We start from the raw sequence: 19,860 nt of genomic DNA, 5'->3' as shown, positions 1-19,860 counted from the left end.
ATGGCGGCAGAACATCTATCCGTACCCCGACGAGAACGAGTGTGGCGTATTCCCTTCCCTCGTACGGTCGCAGGCGTCTGGGTTTTTGCCGTCGGGATCATTCTGCTGGTGATGCTCGGAGTACAAATCCTTTCTGGTCTCGTTCTGGCGATGTTTTATGTACCCACGGAAGGGCTGGCCTTTGATTCAATCATTCATATTATGCGATCCGTGAGACACGGCGAACTGGTGCGCAACGCGCATTCTATTGGCGCATCGCTATTTTTCTTCGCCTGTTACCTGCACATCTTCCGCGCCATGTATTACAACGTGTACCGAAAGCCTTATCTCAAAATGTGGATGATAAGCGTGACGTTATACGTGTTACTGATGATCACCGCATTTCTGGGATATAGCCTGATTTGGGGGCAAAAGAGCTACTGGGCCGCCACCGTTATTACCGGATTCACTCGTGCGATCCCGTGGGTGGGAGATACGTTGTATTCGTTTTTAGTCGGCGGGTATGCTCCAGGAACACCCACATTAGGCCGGTTTTATGTGCTTCATTTTATTATCCCCTTCGTCATTGTCGGGGGAACGATATGGCATATCCGCACCGTACAGTCCGCATTTGCGCAGGCAATGAAAAAGACATTTACGCAGAGCGAGTCCCGGAAACTGTTTTTCGATTATAAAATCACCGACAGTGATGCCATCAAGCTCACTCTTTTCATGATGCTGTTCGCCTGGTTTTTATTCTTTGCCCCGCACTATCTCAGCAGCGCCGACAATTTTATCCCGGCAGATCCCACCGTAACGCCCGCTGTCGTGGCGCCTGAGTGGTATTTTTTGCCGTTCTTTTCCATTTTGCGCTGCTTCCCAAACGAACTTCTCGGGATAGTCGCCATGTGTGCTTCAGTGCTGATTTTTTATTTTCTCCCCTGGCTCGACACTTCACGCGCCCGCTTTCGCAATTACAGCAAGCTCGTTAAATGTGGTTTTTGGCTCTGGGTTGCTAATGCATTCTTTTTAGGATGGCTGGGTTCAAAAGCGCTGGTCGGCCCCGACCTGCCTGACGGTTTCAGTAATGAAGAGGGCTGGATACGCGCGGCATCGCAACTTTCAACGCTGGTTTACTTCGGATGGTTTGTCATCGTACTGCCCTGCCGACGTTTTCTGGAAAAGCAGGATTAACCGCCATGAAGGGATTAGTAAGATATAGCGTTTTATGGCTGTGCATTCTGGGCGCCAGCGCTGTCTGTGCGCAAGAGACGCCACCTCGCCAGGCGTGGAGTTTTAGCGGCATAACGGGCCACTATGATAAAGAACAACTGCGGCGCGGTTTACAGGTCTACGAAGAGAAATGCCGCGCCTGCCACGGGATGGTTCATCTTAATTTTCGCACCCTGACAAAGCCAGGCGGACCCGAACTCTCGCTCACAGAGGCAAAGCGTCTTGCCAGCGGCTACGTCTTTCCCGACATTCAGGATGATGGTCAACCCGGCGAGCGGGAAGGCAATCTCAATGATACGTTTGTCTCGCCCTACCTTAACGATCAGGAAGCAAGATATCTTAATAATGGCGCCCTTCCCGTCGATTTAACCTATATCGTTCGCGCCAGAACGTACGACCGGGGGTTCCCGCAATTTCTGTTCGATGCCTTCTTGCCCTATACCGATCAGGGGGCGGATTACGTCTATGCCTTGTTGACCGGTTATCTGCCTGACGACCCGGAAATGAAGGCAAACCGATACGCTCCCGGCGGCATAATTAACATGCCGAAGCCGTTGTCTGATGGGGAGATCACCAGGTCAGAAAAGGACGATATACCAGAAACCGAAGAGCAGTACGCGCGGGACGTTACGGCTTTTCTGGCATGGGCTGCCGATCCGGCGCTTGAACAGCGAAAGCATCAGGGCCATTACGTAATGAGTTATCTGGTCATTATGCTGGCATTGCTGCTGATTTTGCGCCGATTAAAGAAACGCTCGTCAGAAAAAACGAGTGAGAATGGTTAAGACAATGACCAGTCAGTTCAACGCTGACTGGTCTTAAACCGACGCGATACCTTAGCTGTGACGGCGATTGTCGTTACGGCGGCAGCGTTTGTCGTAGTGGCGAACCCACCAGTAACGATCGCTCACCTGTTCATGTCCACCTACACGGGCGCCTGCCAGCCAGAGAATGGCACCGACAAAGATGCTCAGCACCGCACCATGTGCAAAAAATTGTGGCAGGTTAAACTGCGGTAACTGGTTTAAAATAGAATAACCAACACCAACCACCATGACCACTAACCCCAACCCCATGAGCACGTTACCGAGTAACGAAGCGTTTTTGCGTTTCATATGTCACCTCCGGAACTTTTGGGTTGTTTCAGGGAATACCCCTAATCCTTATGTGTAAAGTATAGACAACACTGTGCTTTATGAGTGCGTGGGCGATCACAATTACAACCTGTTATTCAACAAAACTTTACAAATAACCCTCTGAACAGCTTGACTTTCCAATAGTTCAAACAGGCAATTATTCAGCTTCCGGCGCAATCCACGCTGTTTTTTGTCAAGCGCGGCCGCAGACAGTAAACTACGCGCCAGTTATGGACACACTCAGGACAAAAAACGTGACGATTAAATTGATTGTCGGCCTGGCGAACCCCGGCGCAGAATACGCGGCGACACGCCATAATGCGGGCGCATGGTACGTCGATTTACTGGCAGAGCGACTACGCGCGCCTCTGCGTGAAGAGCCGAAATTCTTCGGTTACACCTCCAGAGTGACCCTCGAAGGGGAAGATGTTCGCCTGCTGGTGCCGACCACGTTTATGAATCTGAGCGGTAAAGCCGTCGGCGCGATGGCCAGTTTTTACCGCATCATGCCCGATGAGATTCTGGTTGCCCACGACGAACTGGATCTCCCCCCTGGCGTCGCGAAATTTAAGTTAGGCGGCGGACACGGTGGTCATAATGGCCTGAAAGACATCATCAACAAACTGGGTAATAACCCTAACTTTCATCGCTTACGTGTCGGAATTGGTCATCCGGGCGATAAAAATAAAGTTGTCGGTTTTGTTCTGGGTAAACCGCCGGTGTCGGAACAAAAGTTAATTGACGACGCCATTGACGAAGCGGCACGTTGTACTGAAGTCTGGTTCAAAGAAGGGTTAACCAAAGCGACGAACCGATTACATGCCTTTAAAGCACAATAAGCAGTGATGTGCGGCATTTTTGCCGCGCGCTGTGTATAATAGGCAAAGTTGTTTACTTTTCTACAATCTGTTTTCTGCAACAGGTTGATTATCAAGATATTAAGGTGATTTAAATCATGGGATTCAAATGCGGTATCGTTGGTTTGCCCAACGTCGGGAAATCCACCCTGTTCAACGCCCTGACTAAAGCCGGTATTGAAGCGGCAAACTTCCCGTTCTGCACCATCGAGCCAAATACCGGTGTAGTGCCGATGCCCGATCCGCGTCTGGACAAACTGGCTGAGATTGTCAAGCCGCAGCGCATTCTCCCTACCACCATGGAGTTCGTCGACATTGCCGGTCTGGTAAAAGGCGCGTCGAAAGGCGAAGGCCTGGGTAACCAGTTCCTGACAAACATCCGTGAAACCGAAGCGATTGGTCACGTAGTACGCTGCTTTGAAAACGACAACATCATCCACGTTGCGGGGAAAGTAAATCCGGCGGAAGATATTGACGTTATCAATACCGAGCTGGCGCTGTCCGACCTTGATACCTGTGAACGCGCCATTCACCGCGTGCAGAAGAAAGCCAAAGGCGGCGATAAAGACGCGAAAGCTGAGCTGGCCGCGCTGGAAAAATGCCTGCCGCACCTGGAAAACGCCGGCATGCTGCGCTCACTGGATCTGACAGACGAAGATAAAGCGGCGATCCGCTATCTGAGCTTCCTGACGCTGAAGCCGACCATGTATATCGCTAACGTCAACGAAGATGGCTTCGAAAATAACCCGTACCTGGATCAGGTTCGCGCCATTGCCGATGCAGAAGGCTCTGTCGTGGTTCCGGTTTGTGCCGCTATCGAGGCCGACATCGCAGAACTCGACGATGCTGACCGTGACGAGTTTATGGCTGAGCTGGGTATTGAAGAACCGGGTCTCAACCGCGTTATTCGCGCTGGCTACAAGCTGCTGAATCTGCAAACTTATTTTACCGCTGGTGTGAAAGAAGTACGCGCGTGGACGATTCCTGTCGGCGCAACCGCACCGCAGGCTGCGGGTAAAATTCACACCGATTTTGAGAAAGGCTTTATTCGTGCGCAGACCATCGCTTTCGACGACTTCATCACGTACAAAGGTGAACAAGGCGCAAAAGAAGCCGGTAAGATGCGTGCGGAAGGCAAAGACTACATCGTTAAAGACGGCGATGTGATGAACTTCTTGTTCAACGTCTAAATAAAATTTGTTGTCTCATGAGATCTCACTGAATCTCATGAGAATCTCAAAAAGCCATAAAATCCACGCAATTGCGTGGATTTTTTATTTAAAGCGTATCCGTTGATATCATGGAAGTGCGGTCGGAACTGAGTATAGCGGTGGTTATAATCTGAATAGCCACCCATTTTGTAGACGCCTTAAGTGGTTGTAGTTATAAATTATCCTTTGTATGAGGCTTCTTGTCCGCAATGACAGGTGGAAGTCGGCTAAAAACGATATTACATGTTATTTAATCATATCCAGAATGTCTTGAGCCTTTTGAAATAGCTCGTCATAAGTGACAATCTCAACGTTTGTCATACTATTTCTGAATAGCTCAAATGATTTGTATTGACTATTATCTTTAAGCTCCGACTCAAGTGTACCAATAACAATTAAGCATTTAGGGTTGAATGCCAAAAATGAATCACCTCCGTTACCTTCACTTAGTTTGAAATATTCCTTCATTAATTGGTCTTTATAATTTAACACCTGAACAAATGCCCCAGATAGTTCTTCGCTAATTGAATAGGCATTAGTTCTATATCTTTTCCCCAGCAATATCGTCTTTGGGGTCTTTATTTCGACCAATACTATATTTCCAGTCAGTCTGCTTGCGTAGATAAAATCGACAAGATTACCACCCGAATTGCTTATCGATTTTCCACCAACATAGCATTTACTGCCTAACTGAAACATACTTTGCGGAAATATCTGTGATAATACAGCTGGACATTTTTGTAGAAGAGTTTGCCAGAATTCCTCGGATGCATTTTCACGATTTACTTTCCAGACACCTATTGCTTCCTCTAAAGAGATTTCGACCTGCTCATCCAGCTTGACCTCTGCTACACACTTCGAGGCAGACACTATTTCTGATATTTTATTTAAATGTTCTTTCCTGGCCTTTCTTAGCCACTCAGTCGAATATATTTCCGGCTGTCTGTCAATAATCGCATGATGATTCGGGCACAACAGAAGATAGTTTTCTGTTTGAAATAGTTGGTCTGCATTTTTAGAAGGGTTGTGTCTTGGCCCATGAGAGTGAATGGCTTCAATCGAAGCTATTTCCCCAATAAATGATGAGTCCTGAAGCATGAGGTTTTGATCACAACCTGGAAACGAGCATCGATAGCCGCTCAATATAGCTACCTGCCGCTTCACGCTAGCGGAGAGATAACGTCTTACCTTTCTCTCAAAGGTTACTTTTTCCGCCTCAAATTCCATTAGCACAACCTCAACTTTAGCAGTGTATTTTATTTATCCTGACGCGCATCTTGCAGATGCGTACAGCATATTCGAGTATCTTTACCTGCATCATACGATTTTGTCAGTAGATTTCCACTCACCGTTTTTGAGTGAAGATTCTCCGCAATGAGCATAAATCTGCCCGAAACGGGTATTCATGAACGGAAGCTTTACTCGTCATTGACTCATCTTCGTGAAAGGTGACTCTTTCACGAATAACAAAAATCCACGCCAAAGCGTGGATTTTTTTCATAACGCTACGCTTCACATTAATAACCAGCCGCTGACTGCCTGGACGGGCAATCTCACTCGATTACCCCTGCTCTGCCGCTATTAAATAGGGCGCAATGCTCGCTAATTTCTCCCGGGTTTCCGTCAGTTCGCGTTCCGGCGTAGATTGCGCGATGATCCCCGCCCCCGCCTGTATCCAGCTGCGCTGGCTGTCCTGAAATACGGAACGCAGGACCAGCGCCGCATCAAAGCGCGTATCGTCCAGCAGCAGGATTGCGCCGGAATAAAGCTCTCGCGGCGTCTTCTCAATTTGCATAATCGCGTTCAGAGCAGCGTTTTTAGGGATGCCTGAGGCGGTAATAGACGGAAACAGCACGGTAAACGCATCCCAGGCATCCTTGTTTTCCGAGAGCTGGCCGCTCACGCCAGACCCCAGATGCTGAACGCTGCCGCGCTGGCGAACCGACATTAAATCTTCAACCACCACGCTGCCCGGCTGGCAAACGGCCTCCAGTTCAGCAATCGCTTCTTTGACAGAAAGGATATGCTCAAGCACCTCTTTACTGTCGTGCAGCAGTTCTGCCTCTTTCGCCTTATTATGCTCCGGGTTTCCCATGCGATCGCGGGTGCCCGCAAGCGGTTCAGTAACCACTTTATTGCCCGTCACTGACATCACCAGTTCTGGGCTAAAGCCCAGCGCTTCGCGTCCTTCCTGACGGAACATAAACGAGCGCACAGGCGTGTTTGCCTGCCGCCCGTATAACAGCGTGGCGGGCATATCAATCCGCGATGGCAGGGGAATGGCGCGCGAGACAATCACTTTGACATACTCGCCACGGCGGATCTCCGCAACGGCGCGCGCAACCTGTTGTTTATACGCCTCACCATTGAGGGCGGTATCCACCGCCTGTGGTGCGTTCTGCGTCGTTGTACTGGCCTCTTTTACCCACTCGCACAAACGTCGGCACCCGTCGGCGGAGTCCGCATAAACGGTGACATTTCCCTTTTCAAAAATAAGTTCTTCACGGGGAACGGTTAACGTCAGCAGCGGCCACTCCCCGGCGTTAAAGGCAATCCCCCGCGCATGCGCCGCAAAGTTGAACCCAACCTGTCCATATACCCGACGTCCTTTCACCTGAGGATGTGCCATAAAACGACGTGCGCAGTCGGCAATGGAATCCACCGCCCATTGTTGCTCCCCGGCATCATCAATAAATGTCGCCTGCGTTCCGTCGGCATTAATGTGCAGCCGTGCCTGGCACCCTTTGCCTAAATACCAACAGGGTTGACGCTCATAGACATAACACTCTTCTTCTGCGAACTGGCGTAAAACGCCAGAAATCGTCGGCAGCCATTGTTCCTCTGGTAACGCCAGGTGTAAAAATTCACTGATTTTCATCCCTTACCTCTCTGTGTTATTCCCGGATCAATCAATTGCGCTTGTCATCAGTTCTCTTGCCGAATGCAGCCGGATATAAGCAACCCACGCCGCCAGCAACGTGAATGCCCCGGCAAACAGGAAGCAGGCCGCATAGCCAAAATGTTGAGCAACAACGCCGCCGATAACGCCTGCCAGAATGGCGATTGCCGCGTCAGTACATTGAAAGAGGGTGAAGTCGACACCGGCCTGCAAAGGCGATGAAAGCGACATCAGCGTGGCGTAAAGACAGACCAGCGCGCAGGCCAGCGAAATGGACTGGACAATGACCAGACACTGGAGAATCGGCAGCAGCAGATGACCCGGCGCCATCATGAGCGTAATAACCACCGCCAGCAGCGCGATCCCCTGGACGCCATAAGCCGTCAACAGCGCTCTGCCGGGTGAGGTGTATTTCATCAGCAATCCGCCGGCCAGCGTTCCTGCTATGCCCGCTGCAATATTGCCGCCGCTGAACAGCGCGCCCAACGCGGACATGCTTAACCCATGATCCAACAACAGCGGCGCCAGAAGAGGCAGCACAAACCGCATGCCTGAATTCAGCATCAATACCAGCAGTAAACCCAGGCGCGCCTGTTTCCTCCGTAGCGCATAACCTAACGCCGGAACATGCGGGATAGTCGCTGTTCGCGTCGGCTCCGTAATGCGCCACAGCGGGAATGACAGCGCCATAATCAGCACCGCCATCATCAGCATGGCGACAGGCCAGCCGGATGCTGCCGACAGCATCAGGAACACCCCGCCGCCGCACATCATTCCCAGATAGCTGCCGCCAACCTGCACGCTGTTTCCCCAGCCGTAACCCGCGCGGGTCAGTTGATCGACGCAAAAGCCGTCGCTGGCGATATCAATGGTGGAGGCGACCGTACCTGCCACCATAAACAGAACAAATAACGCGACGATTTGCGTATCAGGAAATCCCCCTTCTCGCCCAAACCAGCCAATCGCTGCGGCAATAGTCAGGATCGCCGCTAGCGCGACCTGACCACGCAGGATTAACATCCGGGAACGGCGTTCCTGGCTACCGGGCGGAAGCCGCCAGCGTTCGATCCACGGCGCCCAAATAAACTTCAGCGCCCAAGGCAGCATAAACAGGGTTGTCGCACCGGCAAGCGCCAGCGATCCGCCAGCAGCGCGCACCAGCGCGGGTAAGGACTGCATAGACAGCGCCGATACCAGGCTCTGCGTCACATAGACGCCGGCAATAGCAAAAATCACCCGCCCGGTCGTCAACGTCAGCGGTTTCACATTCGACTGAACATCACTCATGCACCCACTCTCCAGACGCGGAAACCCCGTCGTCGCGCCACACGCGCGCGGCCATTTGCGCCTGCCACAGCGCCTGATAACGTCCATGATGAGAGAGCAATTGCGCATGAGTACCCTGCTCAACCACCTGTCCCTCTACCATCACCAGGATGTTTCCGGCCCCGGCGATGGTGGATAAACGGTGAGCAATGATAATCACCGTCCGGTTGTGAACCAGGTTATCGATCGCTTTTTGCACCGCCAGCTCGCTTTCAATATCCAGTGCGGCGGTCGGTTCATCGAGAATGACGACCGGCGCGTTTTTCAATAACGCTCTGGCAATGGAAATCCGCTGGCGCTCGCCGCCCGATAGCTGGCCACCCATCTCCCCCATTGGCGTCAGCCAGCCTTGCGGAAGACGGGAAATAAACTCAAGGCACTGCGCCGCGCGGGCGGCCTCTTCCACCTCCTGTCGCGTCGCCTGTGGGCGCGCGATACGGATATTCGCCAGCAGCGTGTCATCAAACAGCCAGACATCCTGGAAAACAACAGAAATCAGGCTATTGAGCTGTTCCGGCGTCAGGCGGCGAATATCGACGCCGCCAATAGAAATCTGCCCTTGCTGCGGATCGGCATAGCGCATTAACAGTTTAGTGACCGTGGTTTTGCCTGCGCCGGAGGCGCCCACCAGCGCGCTCATACTGGCCGCCGGGAACGTCAAAGAAACATGATTAAGCGCGTGGCCGTCGCCTTCTTCGTAGCGATAGCTGACGTTGTCAAAGCGGATATCATAACGTTCCGGCATCTCGCTTTGCTCTGCGACGGGAAGCGGCGCTACCGCCATAAACTGCTCAATCCGTTGCAGGGCGCTGGCGATCAGTTCCACAACCGAGGTGTAGCTGATAAACATCGCCATCGGTTCTGCAAAGCGCATAATCATCGCGACGGCGGCAATCAGAAAGGCGAGGTTCAGAGTGCCCGTCACCACCCAGACGATCCCGGATAACACCACCACCTGTAGGCCCAACTCCACGACGCTGGCGATCAGCATCGTCGCGCCAGCGCCCTGACGGTGAGTGCGGGTCTGTAAGTTTTCCAGCGCATTGAAATGCGCCAGCAGCGCCCGGCTTTTATCGGCATCGCTGCCGCAGGTGCGCAATACCATCATCCCCTGAGCAAATTCAACGATATCACCGCTCAGCCGCTGGTGCGCTTCCCCCAACGTCTGCATTTGTCGCCGCATCGCCGGGCGGCGCCAGTAATAAAACGGCACCAGCAGAGGGAAGATCAGCAACATCACCAGCCCCAGCCGCCAGTCTATCCACAATGTCGCCAGAGACGCCGTCAGCGGCGTGACAATGGTGAGCAGCAAAATATTGGCTATCGCAATAACATAATTGAGGTTTTCATCCACGCTGCCCAGCAGCAAGGCGTTCATTTCGCCCGCCCTGCCGCGCTGGAGCTTCTCCAGCGGCACGCGGCGTAACTGCTCGCCAAGTCGCAGGCGCAACTCATGGGTGGCCTGCGCCAGATGACCACGGTATTCAAAGCCCAGGCCATACCAGCGTAGCGCCAGCGTCACAATCGCGGCGACGCTGAAGGCCACAGCCCAGTTAAGAAGTTGCGGCGCGTCTCCCCGTAACAGCGCATCAATGATCGGATAAAGACAGGCAAAGGCGATCCCCTGCATGAATGCCGCCAGCAACAGCGCCAGCATACTGCGCCGCAGCATCCTGGCCTGACTGCCAACGCTGGAGATAAGCTGGCGCCAGATGACGCGCCAGGCCAGGTTATCCGCAGGATTATTGTCTTTCATTTTCCACCACCTCTTCCTGTGTTCCACCCGGCACCCAATGCTGCGCCTGCTGATAGTGTTGCCAGAGCCGTTGATACAGGCCGCCCTGCGCCAACAGTTGCGTATGGTTCCCCATTTCCCTGAGCTGTCCGTCGGAAAACAGCAATATCACATCGGCCTGAGTCACCATTGAGAGACGATGCGCGACCATGATGACCGTCCGGCCGCGCATGGCCGCCGCGAGCGCCTTGATAAGCGCCGCTTCGTTTTCCGGGTCAGCAAACGCCGTCGCCTCATCGAGCACCAGGATGGGGCGATCCTGCAAAAGCGCCCGGGCGATAGTGATGCGCTGCCGCTGGCCGCCGGAGAGAAATACCCCGCGCTCCCCGACTCGCGTGTTGTAACCTTCTGGCAGCGCGCTAATAAAATCATGGGCCTGCGCCACTCTGGCCGCCGCTATTACCGCCTCCAGCGGCGTATCCGGCGCGCCCAGACGAATGTTATTGGCTATCGTGTCGGCAAAAAGGAAGTTGTCCTGAAACACAAATGAGAGTTGCTTCATCAGGGTGTCCGTCTGCATATCGCGCAGATCCACGCCGCCAATACGGATATGGCCTTTGTCCGGGTCGGCGTAACGCAGCAGCAAGCGCGCCACGGTGCTTTTTCCGGCGCCGCTTGGCCCGACCAGCGCCACAATTTGCCCGGCAGGCACATGAAAGCTCACCTCCTGCAACGCGGCGCCAGTACGCGCTTGCGGATAATGAAAGCTCACCTGCTCAAAGGTAATGCTCGCCTCTTGCGGCTGCTGGTCGGACAGCGGCAGCGATAACTCCGGCATCGCGAGAACCTGATAAATACGCTGAATGCTTAAACGCGTTTGCGCGACCAGGTTATTGAGCATCATCATTGGCATTACGGCTTCGGCCATTCCGCTGCCCAGCAGTAAAACGGCCACCCACGCAATAAAATCGAGACTGCCATAGTGCAACAGGCCGTATCCCGACCAGATCAGGACAAACAGGGTCGGGAGAGGATTCAGAATCGAGAAGGAAAAACGCGCTGAAAAACCGGCTTTGCGATACCAGGTTTTGAGCACATCGACCCACTCTTCAAGGGCGCGTTGATAGCGCAAAAAACTGGTGCTGCCGCTATCAAACGTTCTCACTACGGGCATGGCCTGCACGAACTCAATAACCGCCGCGCTGACCTGCTCGCGCGCCTTATGATAACGCTGAGCCATATCTTCCGAACGCTGGCGGGCGAGCACGAGAACAACCGATCCAAACGCCAGTACCCCCAGCGTCGCGATTGCCAGCCGCCAGTCCAGCCAGAACAAGATAACGATTGTCGCCAGCGGCATAATGATCGCGCGGGCATAGAGCGGCGTGCTGTCGGCCACAAAAATATGTAACGACTTCACGTCATCCAGCATCACTTTCGCCACTGACCCGCTGCCCATTTGCTGTAACACGCCAGGCGGAAGCTGCAATGCTTTACGGGCTAACCTGCTGCGCAGAATGTTCTCCAGATGAAAAGCCGCGTAATGAGAGGTGTTGAACGCCTGCAAGCGCAGAACAAAAGTTAAGATCACGCAGCCGATCACGCCGCCCAGCGGCCAGGCCGGAATAGCGTCAGGCGTCGCGCGAATGTCGCGCAGGCTCCACGCCAGAAAAAGGAGCGCCCCCAGGCTGGTTAATGCCGCCAGCCCCGCCAGCGCCATAGCTAAAATAACCTTCCTGCGAACCGGTGTAATCACCTGCCAGAGAGGAAATCGGGACAGCGATTCAGTATTGGATGATTGAGATGACATGGGAGTAACTGAATTTCCTGATGAATTTTTACGGACGCCAAAAACGACAATTCAGGGTGGCGTTCTGAGAATTAATGTGAATAATAACCATTATCAATAACTCATCTACCCCATTCGGTTCTATTTATACCCTAAATAGTTCGAGTTGCAGGAAGGCGGCAAGCGAGGGAAGCCCCAGGAGCTTACAGAAGTAAGTGACTGGGGTGAGTGACAAATCTGTCTGGAACAGATTTGAACGCCGCTTGCGGCGGCCCGTAAGGGCGAGGCCCAGGGATGGGCCGAGTAACCCGTAGCCAACGCACATGCAACTTGAAATATGACGGGTATATGCCCGCATTGGTCTAAGCCACAGGGAGATAACCAGGTCATGACGGAGTCACCGCAAACGCAATCTGAAATCTCTATTCACCAGTTGGTGGTCGGGAAACCTGCAAACGATGGCAATATTCCTGCTCAGTGTGAACTGCTGCGCTGTTCGTTGCAGGAAGGTATGGATATTTTGCTCTGGAGGGGCCATTTTGCGCGGCCTGAGACGTTGCAGCTACACGACGATCTGGGCAGGATTAACTTCTCGTGCATCCTGGAAGGCACATCGCGCTTTGCGATTCAGGGACTCCGGCGCCACACCGACTGGGAGCTTGCGCGCAATCGCCATTACATTACCCATACGCCAGACTGCCGTGGCAGCGCCTCCTATTGTGGCCGATTCGAGAGCATTACCCTCTCCTTCAGCCCTGAAACCCTCGCGCTGTGGGTACCGGATATTAGCGCGGTCATTAAGAATAAGATCGACTCCCACTGCTGTTGCCAGCAGCAGCGTTGTAATGCTGAAACCCACTTAACGGCTCAGGCCTTGCGTCACGCGCTGATGCGCATGCACGGCGGCTTCAGCCATGAACAAAAGCCGTCGACGCTATGGTTGCAGGGGCAAAGTCTGGTCATGCTCAGTCTGGTGCTGGATGAACATCGCGAAGACGCCAGTTGCCTCTCCTGCCACTTCAACCCGATGGAACGCCAGAAACTGCTGCGGGCGAAGGATCTGCTGCTGGCTGATCTGACGCAAGCGCCGGGCGTCGCGGAGCTGGCCAGAGAGTCCGGTCTGAGCGTTCTCAAAATTAAGCGAGGCTTCCGCGTTCTGTTCAACAACAGCGTCTATGGCCTGTTTCAGGCTGAACGAATGCAGGAAGCCAGAAGACGCCTGGCTAACGGCAATACCTCCGTCATGACGGTGGCGGCCGATCTGGGCTATGCCAACGCCAGTCATTTCTCTGCCGCCTTCCAGAAACAGTTTGGCGTAACACCTTCGACCTTTAAACGCGTGATGTAACCGGGGTCGCGCCCCCCTAAATTCCTCCCTGACAGAGGCCCGGATACCCCATCCGGGCCTCTGTTCTTTCCGCCTGTTACCAACCCGAAACGGGCATAAATAAACCCGTTTCGGGTAGCATCCAATTGTTAATAATTATTATTCTCATATGAGAAATGCTTTTCGGTAAGACGTGCCATCAGGAGGAAGAATGATTTCTGGCGCACCATCTCAGGATTCGCTGTTACCGGACAACCGCCACGCGGCTGATTACCAACAATTACGCGAGCGGCTTATACAGGAACTGAATTTAACGCCGCAGCAGTTACATGACGAAAGCAACCTGATCCAGGCCGGCCTGGATTCAATAAGATTGATGAGATGGTTACACTGGTTTCGTAAAAATGGCTACCGCCTTACCCTTCGCGAGCTGTATGCCGCCCCCACGCTGGCGGCATGGAACCAGTTAATGCTCAGCCGGTCGCCGGAGAACGCGGAAGAAGAAACGCCGCCCGACGAATCATCCTGGCCGAACATGACCGAAAGTACCCCCTTCCCATTGACGCCGGTACAGCACGCCTACCTGACGGGCCGCATGCCGGGGCAGACGCTTGGCGGCGTGGGTTGCCACCTGTATCAGGAGTTTGAAGGCCATTGTCTGACGGCGTCACAACTGGAGCAGGCCATCACGACCTTGCTGCAACGCCACCCAATGCTGCATATCGCCTTTCGCCCCGACGGGCAGCAGGTCTGGCTACCGCAACCTTACTGGAACGGCGTCACCGTTCATGATTTACGCCATAACGACGCTGAAAGCCGCCAGGCCTATCTGGAGGCGCTACGCCAGCGCCTGAGCCACCGTCTTTTACGCGTGGAGATCGGCGAAACGTTTGATTTTCAGCTGACGCTCTTGCCGGACAATCGCCACCGCCTCCATGTCAATATTGACCTGCTGATTATGGATGCCTCCAGCTTTACGCTTTTCTTCGATGAGCTTAACGCCCTGCTGGCCGGAGAATCGCTGCCGGCTATCGACACCCGCTATGATTTCCGTTCGTATTTGCTGCACCAGCAGAAGATCAATCAACCACTGAGAGACGACGCGCGCGCTTACTGGCTGGCGAAAGCATCGACGCTTCCCCCCGCGCCCGTCTTGCCGCTGGCCTGCGAACCCGCCACGCTGCGTGAAGTCCGTAATACCCGGCACCGCATGATTGTCCCGGCAACACGCTGGCACGCCTTTAGCAACCGGGCCGGCGAATATGGCGTGACGCCAACAATGGCGCTGGCGACCTGTTTTTCTGCCGTGCTGGCTCGCTGGGGCGGCCTGACGCGTCTGCTGCTTAACATCACCTTATTCGACCGCCAGCCGCTGCACCCGGCGGTTGGCGCAATGCTTGCCGACTTCACCAATATTCTTCTGCTGGATACCGCCTGCGATGGCGATACCGTCAGCAACCTGGCGCGTAAAAACCAGCTCACGTTTACGGAGGACTGGGAGCATCGCCACTGGTCCGGCGTCGAGCTACTCCGTGAACTCAAACGCCAGCAGCGCTACCCCCACGGCGCCCCGGTGGTGTTTACCAGCAATCTGGGGCGTTCCCTCTACAGCAGCCGCGCAGAATCGCCGTTGGGCGAGCCGGAATGGGGCATCTCGCAAACGCCGCAGGTCTGGATAGATCATCTGGCGTTCGAGCATCACGGCGAGGTCTGGCTGCAATGGGACAGCAACGACGCGCTGTTCCCTTCGGCGTTAGTCGAAACATTGTTCGACGCCTACTGCCAGTTGATTAACCAACTCTGCGATGACGAAAGCGCCTGGCAAAAGCCGTTCGCAGATATGATGCCCGCCAGCCAGCGCGCGATACGCGAACGGGTCAACGCCACCGGCGCCCCCATTCCCGAAGGCTTGCTGCATGAAGGCATTTTCCGTATCGCTCTGCAACAACCGCAGGCGCTGGCGGTAACGGACATGCGTTATCAGTGGAATTATCATGAGCTGACAGACTATGCCCGCCGTTGCGCAGGCAGGTTAATCGAGTGCGGGGTTCAGCCCGGCGATAATGTGGCTATCACGATGTCGAAAGGCGCAGGACAACTTGTTGCGGTTCTGGCCGTCCTGCTGGCCGGGGCGGTTTACGTTCCGGTTTCGCTGGACCAGCCTGCCGCACGGCGCGAGAAAATCTATGCTGACGCCAGCGTCCGGCTGGTGCTCATTTGCCAGCACGACGCCAGCGCCTGGTCAGACGATATTCCCGTCCTTGCCTGGCAGCAGGCCATTGAGGCGGAGCCAATCGCCAACCCGGTGGTACGCGACCCCACGCAACCGGCCTACATTATCTACACCTCCGGCTCTACCGGCACGCCGAAAGGAGTAGTCATTTCTCACCGGGGAGCGCTCAACACCTGTTGCGATATCAATACCCGCTATCAGGTTGGCCCGCATGACAGGGTGCTGGCCCTCTCCGCCCTGCATTTTGATTTATCGGTTTACGACATTTTTGGCGTACTGCGTGCGGGCGGCGCGCTGGTGATGGTGATGGAAAATCAACGGCGCGATCCTCACGCATGGTGTGAGCTGATCCAGCGCCATCAAGTCACGCTCTGGAACAGCGTCCCGGCGCTGTTCGATATGCTGCTGACCTGGTGTGAAGGTTTCGCCGATGCCACGCCGGAAAACCTGCGCGCAGTGATGCTTTCCGGCGACTGGATCGGGCTTGACCTCCCCGCCCGTTATCGGGCCTTCCGGCCACAAGGACAATTTATCGCGATGGGCGGCGCCACCGAGGCGTCTATCTGGTCTAACGCCTGCGAAATTCACGACGTCCCTGCCCACTGGCGCTCCATCCCTTACGGTTTTCCGCTAACCAACCAACGCTACCGGGTGGTGGATGAACGGGGCCGGGACTGCCCTGACTGGGTGCCGGGCGAATTATGGATTGGCGGCATCGGGGTCGCGGAAGGCTATTTCAACGACCCCCTGCGCAGCGAGCAGCAATTTTTGACGCTCCCGGACGAGCGCTGGTATCGCACCGGCGATCTCGGCTGCTACTGGCCAGATGGCACAATCGAGTTCCTCGGTCGTCGCGACAAGCAGGTCAAAGTCGGAGGATATCGCATCGAGCTGGGCGAAATCGAAAGCGCGCTCAGCCAGTTGGCGGGGGTGAAACAAGCAACCGTTCTGGCGATCGGCGAAAAAGAAAAAACGCTGGCGGCATACGTGGTTCCTCAGGGCGAGGCTTTTTGCGTTACCGATCATCGGGACCCGGCACTGCCGCAGGTGTGGCACACGCTTGCGGGAACGTTGCCCTGTTGCGCCATCTCGCCAGAGATCTCCGCAGAACAGGTAGCCGATTTCCTTCAGCATCGCCTGTTAAAACTAAAGCCGGGTCACACCGCTGGCGCCGATCCTCTCCCCCTGATGAACTCACTCGCTATCCAGCCGCGCTGGCAGGCCGTGGTGGAACGCTGGTTAGCATTTCTGGTGACGCAACGGCGACTGAAGCCCGCTGCTGAAGGTTATCAGGTCTGCGCTGGTGAAGAACGCGAGGATGAGCACCCGCATTTCAGCGGACATGATTTAACGTTATCGCAAATTCTTCGCGGCGCCCGCGACGAACTGTCGTTACTGAACGACGCGCAGTGGTCGCCGGAAAGCCTGGCCTTCAACCATCCGGCCAGCGCCCCGTATATTCAGGAACTGGCGACAATTTGCCAACAGCTTGCACAGCGCTTACAGCGCCCGGTACGCCTGCTTGAGGTGGGAACCCGCACCGGCCGCGCCGCAGAATCGCTGTTGGCACAGCTCAACGCCGGACAGATTGAGTATATCGGGCTTGAGCAGAGCCAGGAGATGCTGCTGAGCGCCCGGCAGAGGCTCGCCTCCTGGCCTGGTGCCCGTCTGTCCCCCTGGAATGCAGACACGCTGGCGGCGCACGCTCACTCGGCGGACATTATCTGGCTTAATAACGCCCTGCATCGTCTGCTGCCGGAAGATCCCGGGCTCCTTGCGACATTACAACAGCTTGCCGTTCCCGGCGCGCTGCTCTACGTGATGGAGTTTCGCCAGTTAACGCCGTCCGCCTTGCTCAGCACGCTTCTGTTAACCGATGGGCAGCCGGAGGCCTTGCTGCATAACAGCGCCGACTGGGCGGCATTATTTAGCGCAGCCGCCTTCAACTGTCAGCATGGCGATGAGATCGCGGGGTTACAACGCTTCCTCGTACAATGCCCTGACAGGCAGGTGCGCCGCGATCCCCGTCAACTTCAGGCCGCCCTCGCCGGGCGCCTGCCGGGGTGGATGGTGCCGCAACGGATCGTTTTCCTCGACGCCTTACCGCTGACGGCTAACGGGAAGATTGACTATCAGGCGCTGAAGCGTCGTCATACCCCTGAAGCGAAAAACCAGGCCGAGGCGGATTTACCCCAGGGCGACATTGAAAAACAGGTTGCCGCCCTCTGGCAGCAACTCTTATCGACTGGCAATGTCACCAGAGAAACCGACTTCTTCCAGCAAGGCGGCGATAGCCTGCTGGCGACCCGTCTGACCGGGCAACTTCATCAGGCAGGTTATGAAGCGCAATTAAGCGACCTGTTTAATCATCCCCGGCTGGCGGATTTTGCTGCCACGCTGCGGAAAATCGACGTCCCGGTCGAACAACCATTCGTCCACTCCCCTGAAGATCGCTACCAGCCCTTTGCGCTTACCGACGTGCAGCAGGCTTACCTGGTGGGGCGTCAGCCGGGCTTTGCCCTGGGCGGCGTCGGCTCACATTTCTTTGTTGAATTTGAAATTGCCGATCTGGATCTCACCCGGCTGGAGACGGTCTGGAACCGATTAATCGCCCGCCACGATATGCTGCGCGCCGTCGTGCGTGATGGACAGCAACAGGTGCTCGAACAGACGCCCCCCTGGGTGATACCCGCACACACCCTCCATACGCCTGAAGAGGCGTTGCGGGTGCGCGAAAAACTGGCGCATCAGGTACTCAACCCCGAAGTGTGGCCGGTATTCGATCTCCAGGTCGGATACGTGGACGGGATGCCTGCCCGCCTGTGGCTGTGTCTGGATAACCTGTTGCTTGACGGTCTGAGCATGCAGATCCTGCTGGCGGAGCTGGAGCACGGCTACCGCTACCCGCAACAGCTGCTTCCGCCGCTGCCCGTCACCTTCAGGGATTATCTGCAACAACCCTCGCTACAGTCGCCCAATCCAGATTCTCTGGCATGGTGGCAGGCGCAGCTTGATGATATTCCTCCGGCGCCAGCGTTGCCGCTGCGCTGCTTGCCTCAGGAGGTTGAAACACCGCGCTTCACCCGCCTGAACGGCGCGCTGGACAGCACGCGCTGGCATCGGCTGAAAAAACGGGCGGCTGACGCCCATCTCACCCCGTCGGCCGTGCTGTTGTCGGTGTGGTCAACGGTTCTCTCTGCATGGAGTGCGCAGCCTGAGTTCACGCTTAACCTTACGCTTTTCGACAGGCGACCGCTGCACCCGCAAATCAACCAGATTCTGGGCGATTTCACCTCGCTGATGCTGCTGAGCTGGCATCCCGGCGAAAGCTGGCTGCACAGCGCGCAGTCACTACAGCAGCGGCTGAGCCAGAACCTCAACCACCGCGATGTGTCGGCCATCCGCGTGATGCGTCAACTGGCGCAACGGCAAAACGTGCCTGCCGTTCCAATGCCCGTCGTCTTTACCAGCGCGCTGTGCTTTGAGCAGGATAACTTCCTCGCCCGGCGTAATCTGCTCAAACCGGTCTGGGGCATCTCCCAGACGCCGCAGGTCTGGCTCGATCACCAGGTTTATGAATCCGAAGGCGAACTGCGCTTTAACTGGGATTTTGTCGCCGCGCTGTTTCCTGCCGGGCAGGTGGAGCGCCAGTTTGAACAGTATTGCGCATTGCTAAACCGAATGGCCGAGGATGAAAGCGGCTGGCAACTGCCGCTCGCCGCGCTGGTGCCTCCCGTTAAACACACAGGGCAATGCGCAGAGCGCTCACCGCGCGTATGCCCTGAGCACTCTCAGCCGCACATTGCGGCGGACGAGAGCACCGTCAGCCTGATTTGCGACGCCTTCCGCGAGGTGGTTGGCGAGTCTGTCACACCCGCAGAAAACTTCTTTGAGGCGGGCGCAACGTCGCTGAATCTGGTGCAACTGCACGTTTTGTTACAACGTCACGAATTTTCCACCCTGACGTTGCTTGACCTCTTCACCCACCCTTCTCCTGCCGCCCTGGCCGATTATCTGGCCGGCGTCGCCACGGTGGAGAGAACAAAACGTCCTCGCCCTGTTCGCCGTCGTCAGCGGCGGATATAGCGCGAAGCAAACTGATTTTCCCCGGAACGCCATCGCGAACGCATGGCGT

At 55.4% G+C, this 19,860-nt stretch carries 12 protein-coding genes; 6 read left to right on the top strand and 6 right to left on the bottom strand.

The annotated features are described in order from the left end of the window. Together OGV83_RS14265 and OGV83_RS14260 are read left to right on the top strand one after the other, a co-directional pair. Positions 1-1,173, top strand: coding sequence for a cytochrome b (locus OGV83_RS14265; protein ID WP_047463409.1), 1,173 nt, complete (start codon positions 1-3; stop codon positions 1,171-1,173). Positions 1,174-1,178: 5 nt separating this feature from the next. Then, positions 1,179-1,997, top strand: a complete 819-nt coding sequence (locus OGV83_RS14260) for a cytochrome c1 (RefSeq protein ID WP_286463856.1) — start codon at positions 1,179-1,181, stop codon at positions 1,995-1,997. 51 nt (positions 1,998-2,048) lie between these two features. On the opposite strand, the gene ychH is transcribed toward OGV83_RS14260, so the two are convergent. Further along, positions 2,049-2,327 carry a stress-induced protein YchH gene (ychH, locus tag OGV83_RS14255; RefSeq protein WP_012132144.1) on the bottom strand — a complete coding sequence of 93 codons (279 nt, stop codon included), beginning with the start codon at positions 2,325-2,327 and terminating at the stop codon, positions 2,049-2,051. Positions 2,328-2,602: 275 nt separating this feature from the next. Here ychH and pth point away from each other — a divergent pair, with 275 nt between their 5' ends. Both pth and ychF read left to right on the top strand, forming a co-directional pair. Then, positions 2,603-3,187 carry an aminoacyl-tRNA hydrolase gene (pth, locus tag OGV83_RS14250; RefSeq protein ID WP_012132143.1) on the top strand — a complete coding sequence of 195 codons (585 nt, stop codon included), beginning with the start codon at positions 2,603-2,605 and terminating at the stop codon, positions 3,185-3,187. Between the two features lie 116 nt (positions 3,188-3,303). Continuing rightward, a complete protein-coding gene (ychF, locus tag OGV83_RS14245; protein WP_012132142.1) occupies positions 3,304-4,395 on the top strand; it encodes a redox-regulated ATPase YchF in 1,092 nt (363 codons plus the stop codon). Positions 4,396-4,662: 267 nt separating this feature from the next. On the opposite strand, the gene OGV83_RS14240 is transcribed toward ychF, so the two are convergent. The 5 genes from OGV83_RS14240 to ybtP all read right to left on the bottom strand — a co-directional run bounded on the left by OGV83_RS14240 (position 4,663) and on the right by ybtP (position 12,096). Then, the gene (locus tag OGV83_RS14240; RefSeq protein WP_286463853.1) at positions 4,663-5,643 is read right to left on the bottom strand and encodes a Shedu immune nuclease family protein; all 981 of its coding nucleotides are present in this window, start codon (positions 5,641-5,643) and stop codon (positions 4,663-4,665) included. A 334-nt stretch (positions 5,644-5,977) separates the two neighbouring features. After that, on the bottom strand, positions 5,978-7,294 hold the full coding sequence (gene ybtS, locus OGV83_RS14235) for a yersiniabactin biosynthesis salicylate synthase Irp9/YbtS (protein ID WP_286463852.1): 1,317 nt from the start codon (positions 7,292-7,294) through the stop codon (positions 5,978-5,980). A gap of 27 nt (positions 7,295-7,321) precedes the next feature. Beyond that, entirely contained in the window at positions 7,322-8,602 is a 1,281-nt protein-coding gene (gene ybtX / locus OGV83_RS14230) for a yersiniabactin-associated zinc MFS transporter YbtX (protein ID WP_286463850.1), read from the bottom strand. Beyond that, positions 8,595-10,397, bottom strand: coding sequence for a yersiniabactin ABC transporter ATP-binding/permease protein YbtQ (gene ybtQ / locus OGV83_RS14225; RefSeq protein ID WP_286463847.1), 1,803 nt, complete (start codon positions 10,395-10,397; stop codon positions 8,595-8,597). The genes ybtX and ybtQ overlap by 8 nt, the downstream gene beginning before the upstream one ends. Beyond that, positions 10,384-12,096, bottom strand: coding sequence for a yersiniabactin ABC transporter ATP-binding/permease protein YbtP (gene ybtP, locus OGV83_RS14220; RefSeq protein ID WP_286464015.1), 1,713 nt, complete (start codon positions 12,094-12,096; stop codon positions 10,384-10,386). Before ybtP ends, ybtQ begins: the two co-directional genes overlap by 14 nt. Positions 12,097-12,553: 457 nt before the next feature. Between ybtP and ybtA the strand changes: the two genes are divergently transcribed. Beyond that, complete coding sequence (gene ybtA / locus OGV83_RS14215; protein WP_000140406.1) at positions 12,554-13,513, top strand: yersiniabactin transcriptional regulator YbtA; 960 nt, start codon at positions 12,554-12,556, stop codon at positions 13,511-13,513. Between the two features lie 190 nt (positions 13,514-13,703). Further along, positions 13,704-19,811 carry a yersiniabactin non-ribosomal peptide synthetase HMWP2 gene (irp2, locus tag OGV83_RS14210; protein WP_286463846.1) on the top strand — a complete coding sequence of 2,036 codons (6,108 nt, stop codon included), beginning with the start codon at positions 13,704-13,706 and terminating at the stop codon, positions 19,809-19,811. Positions 19,812-19,860: the final 49 nt, after the last annotated feature.

It is taken from the genome of Citrobacter sp. CK189 (assembly GCF_030333505.1).
Lineage (GTDB): Bacteria > Pseudomonadota > Gammaproteobacteria > Enterobacterales > Enterobacteriaceae > Citrobacter_B > Citrobacter_B koseri.
Note: the sequence above shows the minus strand (reverse complement) of the source record. Positions and strands in the feature narration are given on the sequence as shown.

Excerpts from the sequence above, each read along its gene's own strand:
- ybtP (WP_286464015.1), bottom strand. The coding sequence starts at position 12,096 with ATGGCGCTGGCGGGGCTGGCGGCATTAACCAGCCTGGGGGCGCTCCTT.
- OGV83_RS14240 (WP_286463853.1), bottom strand. The coding sequence starts at position 5,643 with ATGGAATTTGAGGCGGAAAAAGTAACCTTTGAGAGAAAGGTAAGACGT.
- ybtA (WP_000140406.1), top strand. The coding sequence starts at position 12,554 with ATGACGGAGTCACCGCAAACGCAATCTGAAATCTCTATTCACCAGTTG.
- ychH (WP_012132144.1), bottom strand. The coding sequence starts at position 2,327 with ATGAAACGCAAAAACGCTTCGTTACTCGGTAACGTGCTCATGGGGTTG.
- ybtQ (WP_286463847.1), bottom strand. The coding sequence starts at position 10,397 with ATGAAAGACAATAATCCTGCGGATAACCTGGCCTGGCGCGTCATCTGG.
- ychF (WP_012132142.1), top strand. The coding sequence starts at position 3,304 with ATGGGATTCAAATGCGGTATCGTTGGTTTGCCCAACGTCGGGAAATCC.
- OGV83_RS14265 (WP_047463409.1), top strand. The coding sequence starts at position 1 with ATGGCGGCAGAACATCTATCCGTACCCCGACGAGAACGAGTGTGGCGT.
- ybtS (WP_286463852.1), bottom strand. The coding sequence starts at position 7,294 with ATGAAAATCAGTGAATTTTTACACCTGGCGTTACCAGAGGAACAATGG.
- ybtX (WP_286463850.1), bottom strand. The coding sequence starts at position 8,602 with ATGAGTGATGTTCAGTCGAATGTGAAACCGCTGACGTTGACGACCGGG.
- irp2 (WP_286463846.1), top strand. The coding sequence starts at position 13,704 with ATGATTTCTGGCGCACCATCTCAGGATTCGCTGTTACCGGACAACCGC.
- OGV83_RS14260 (WP_286463856.1), top strand. The coding sequence starts at position 1,179 with ATGAAGGGATTAGTAAGATATAGCGTTTTATGGCTGTGCATTCTGGGC.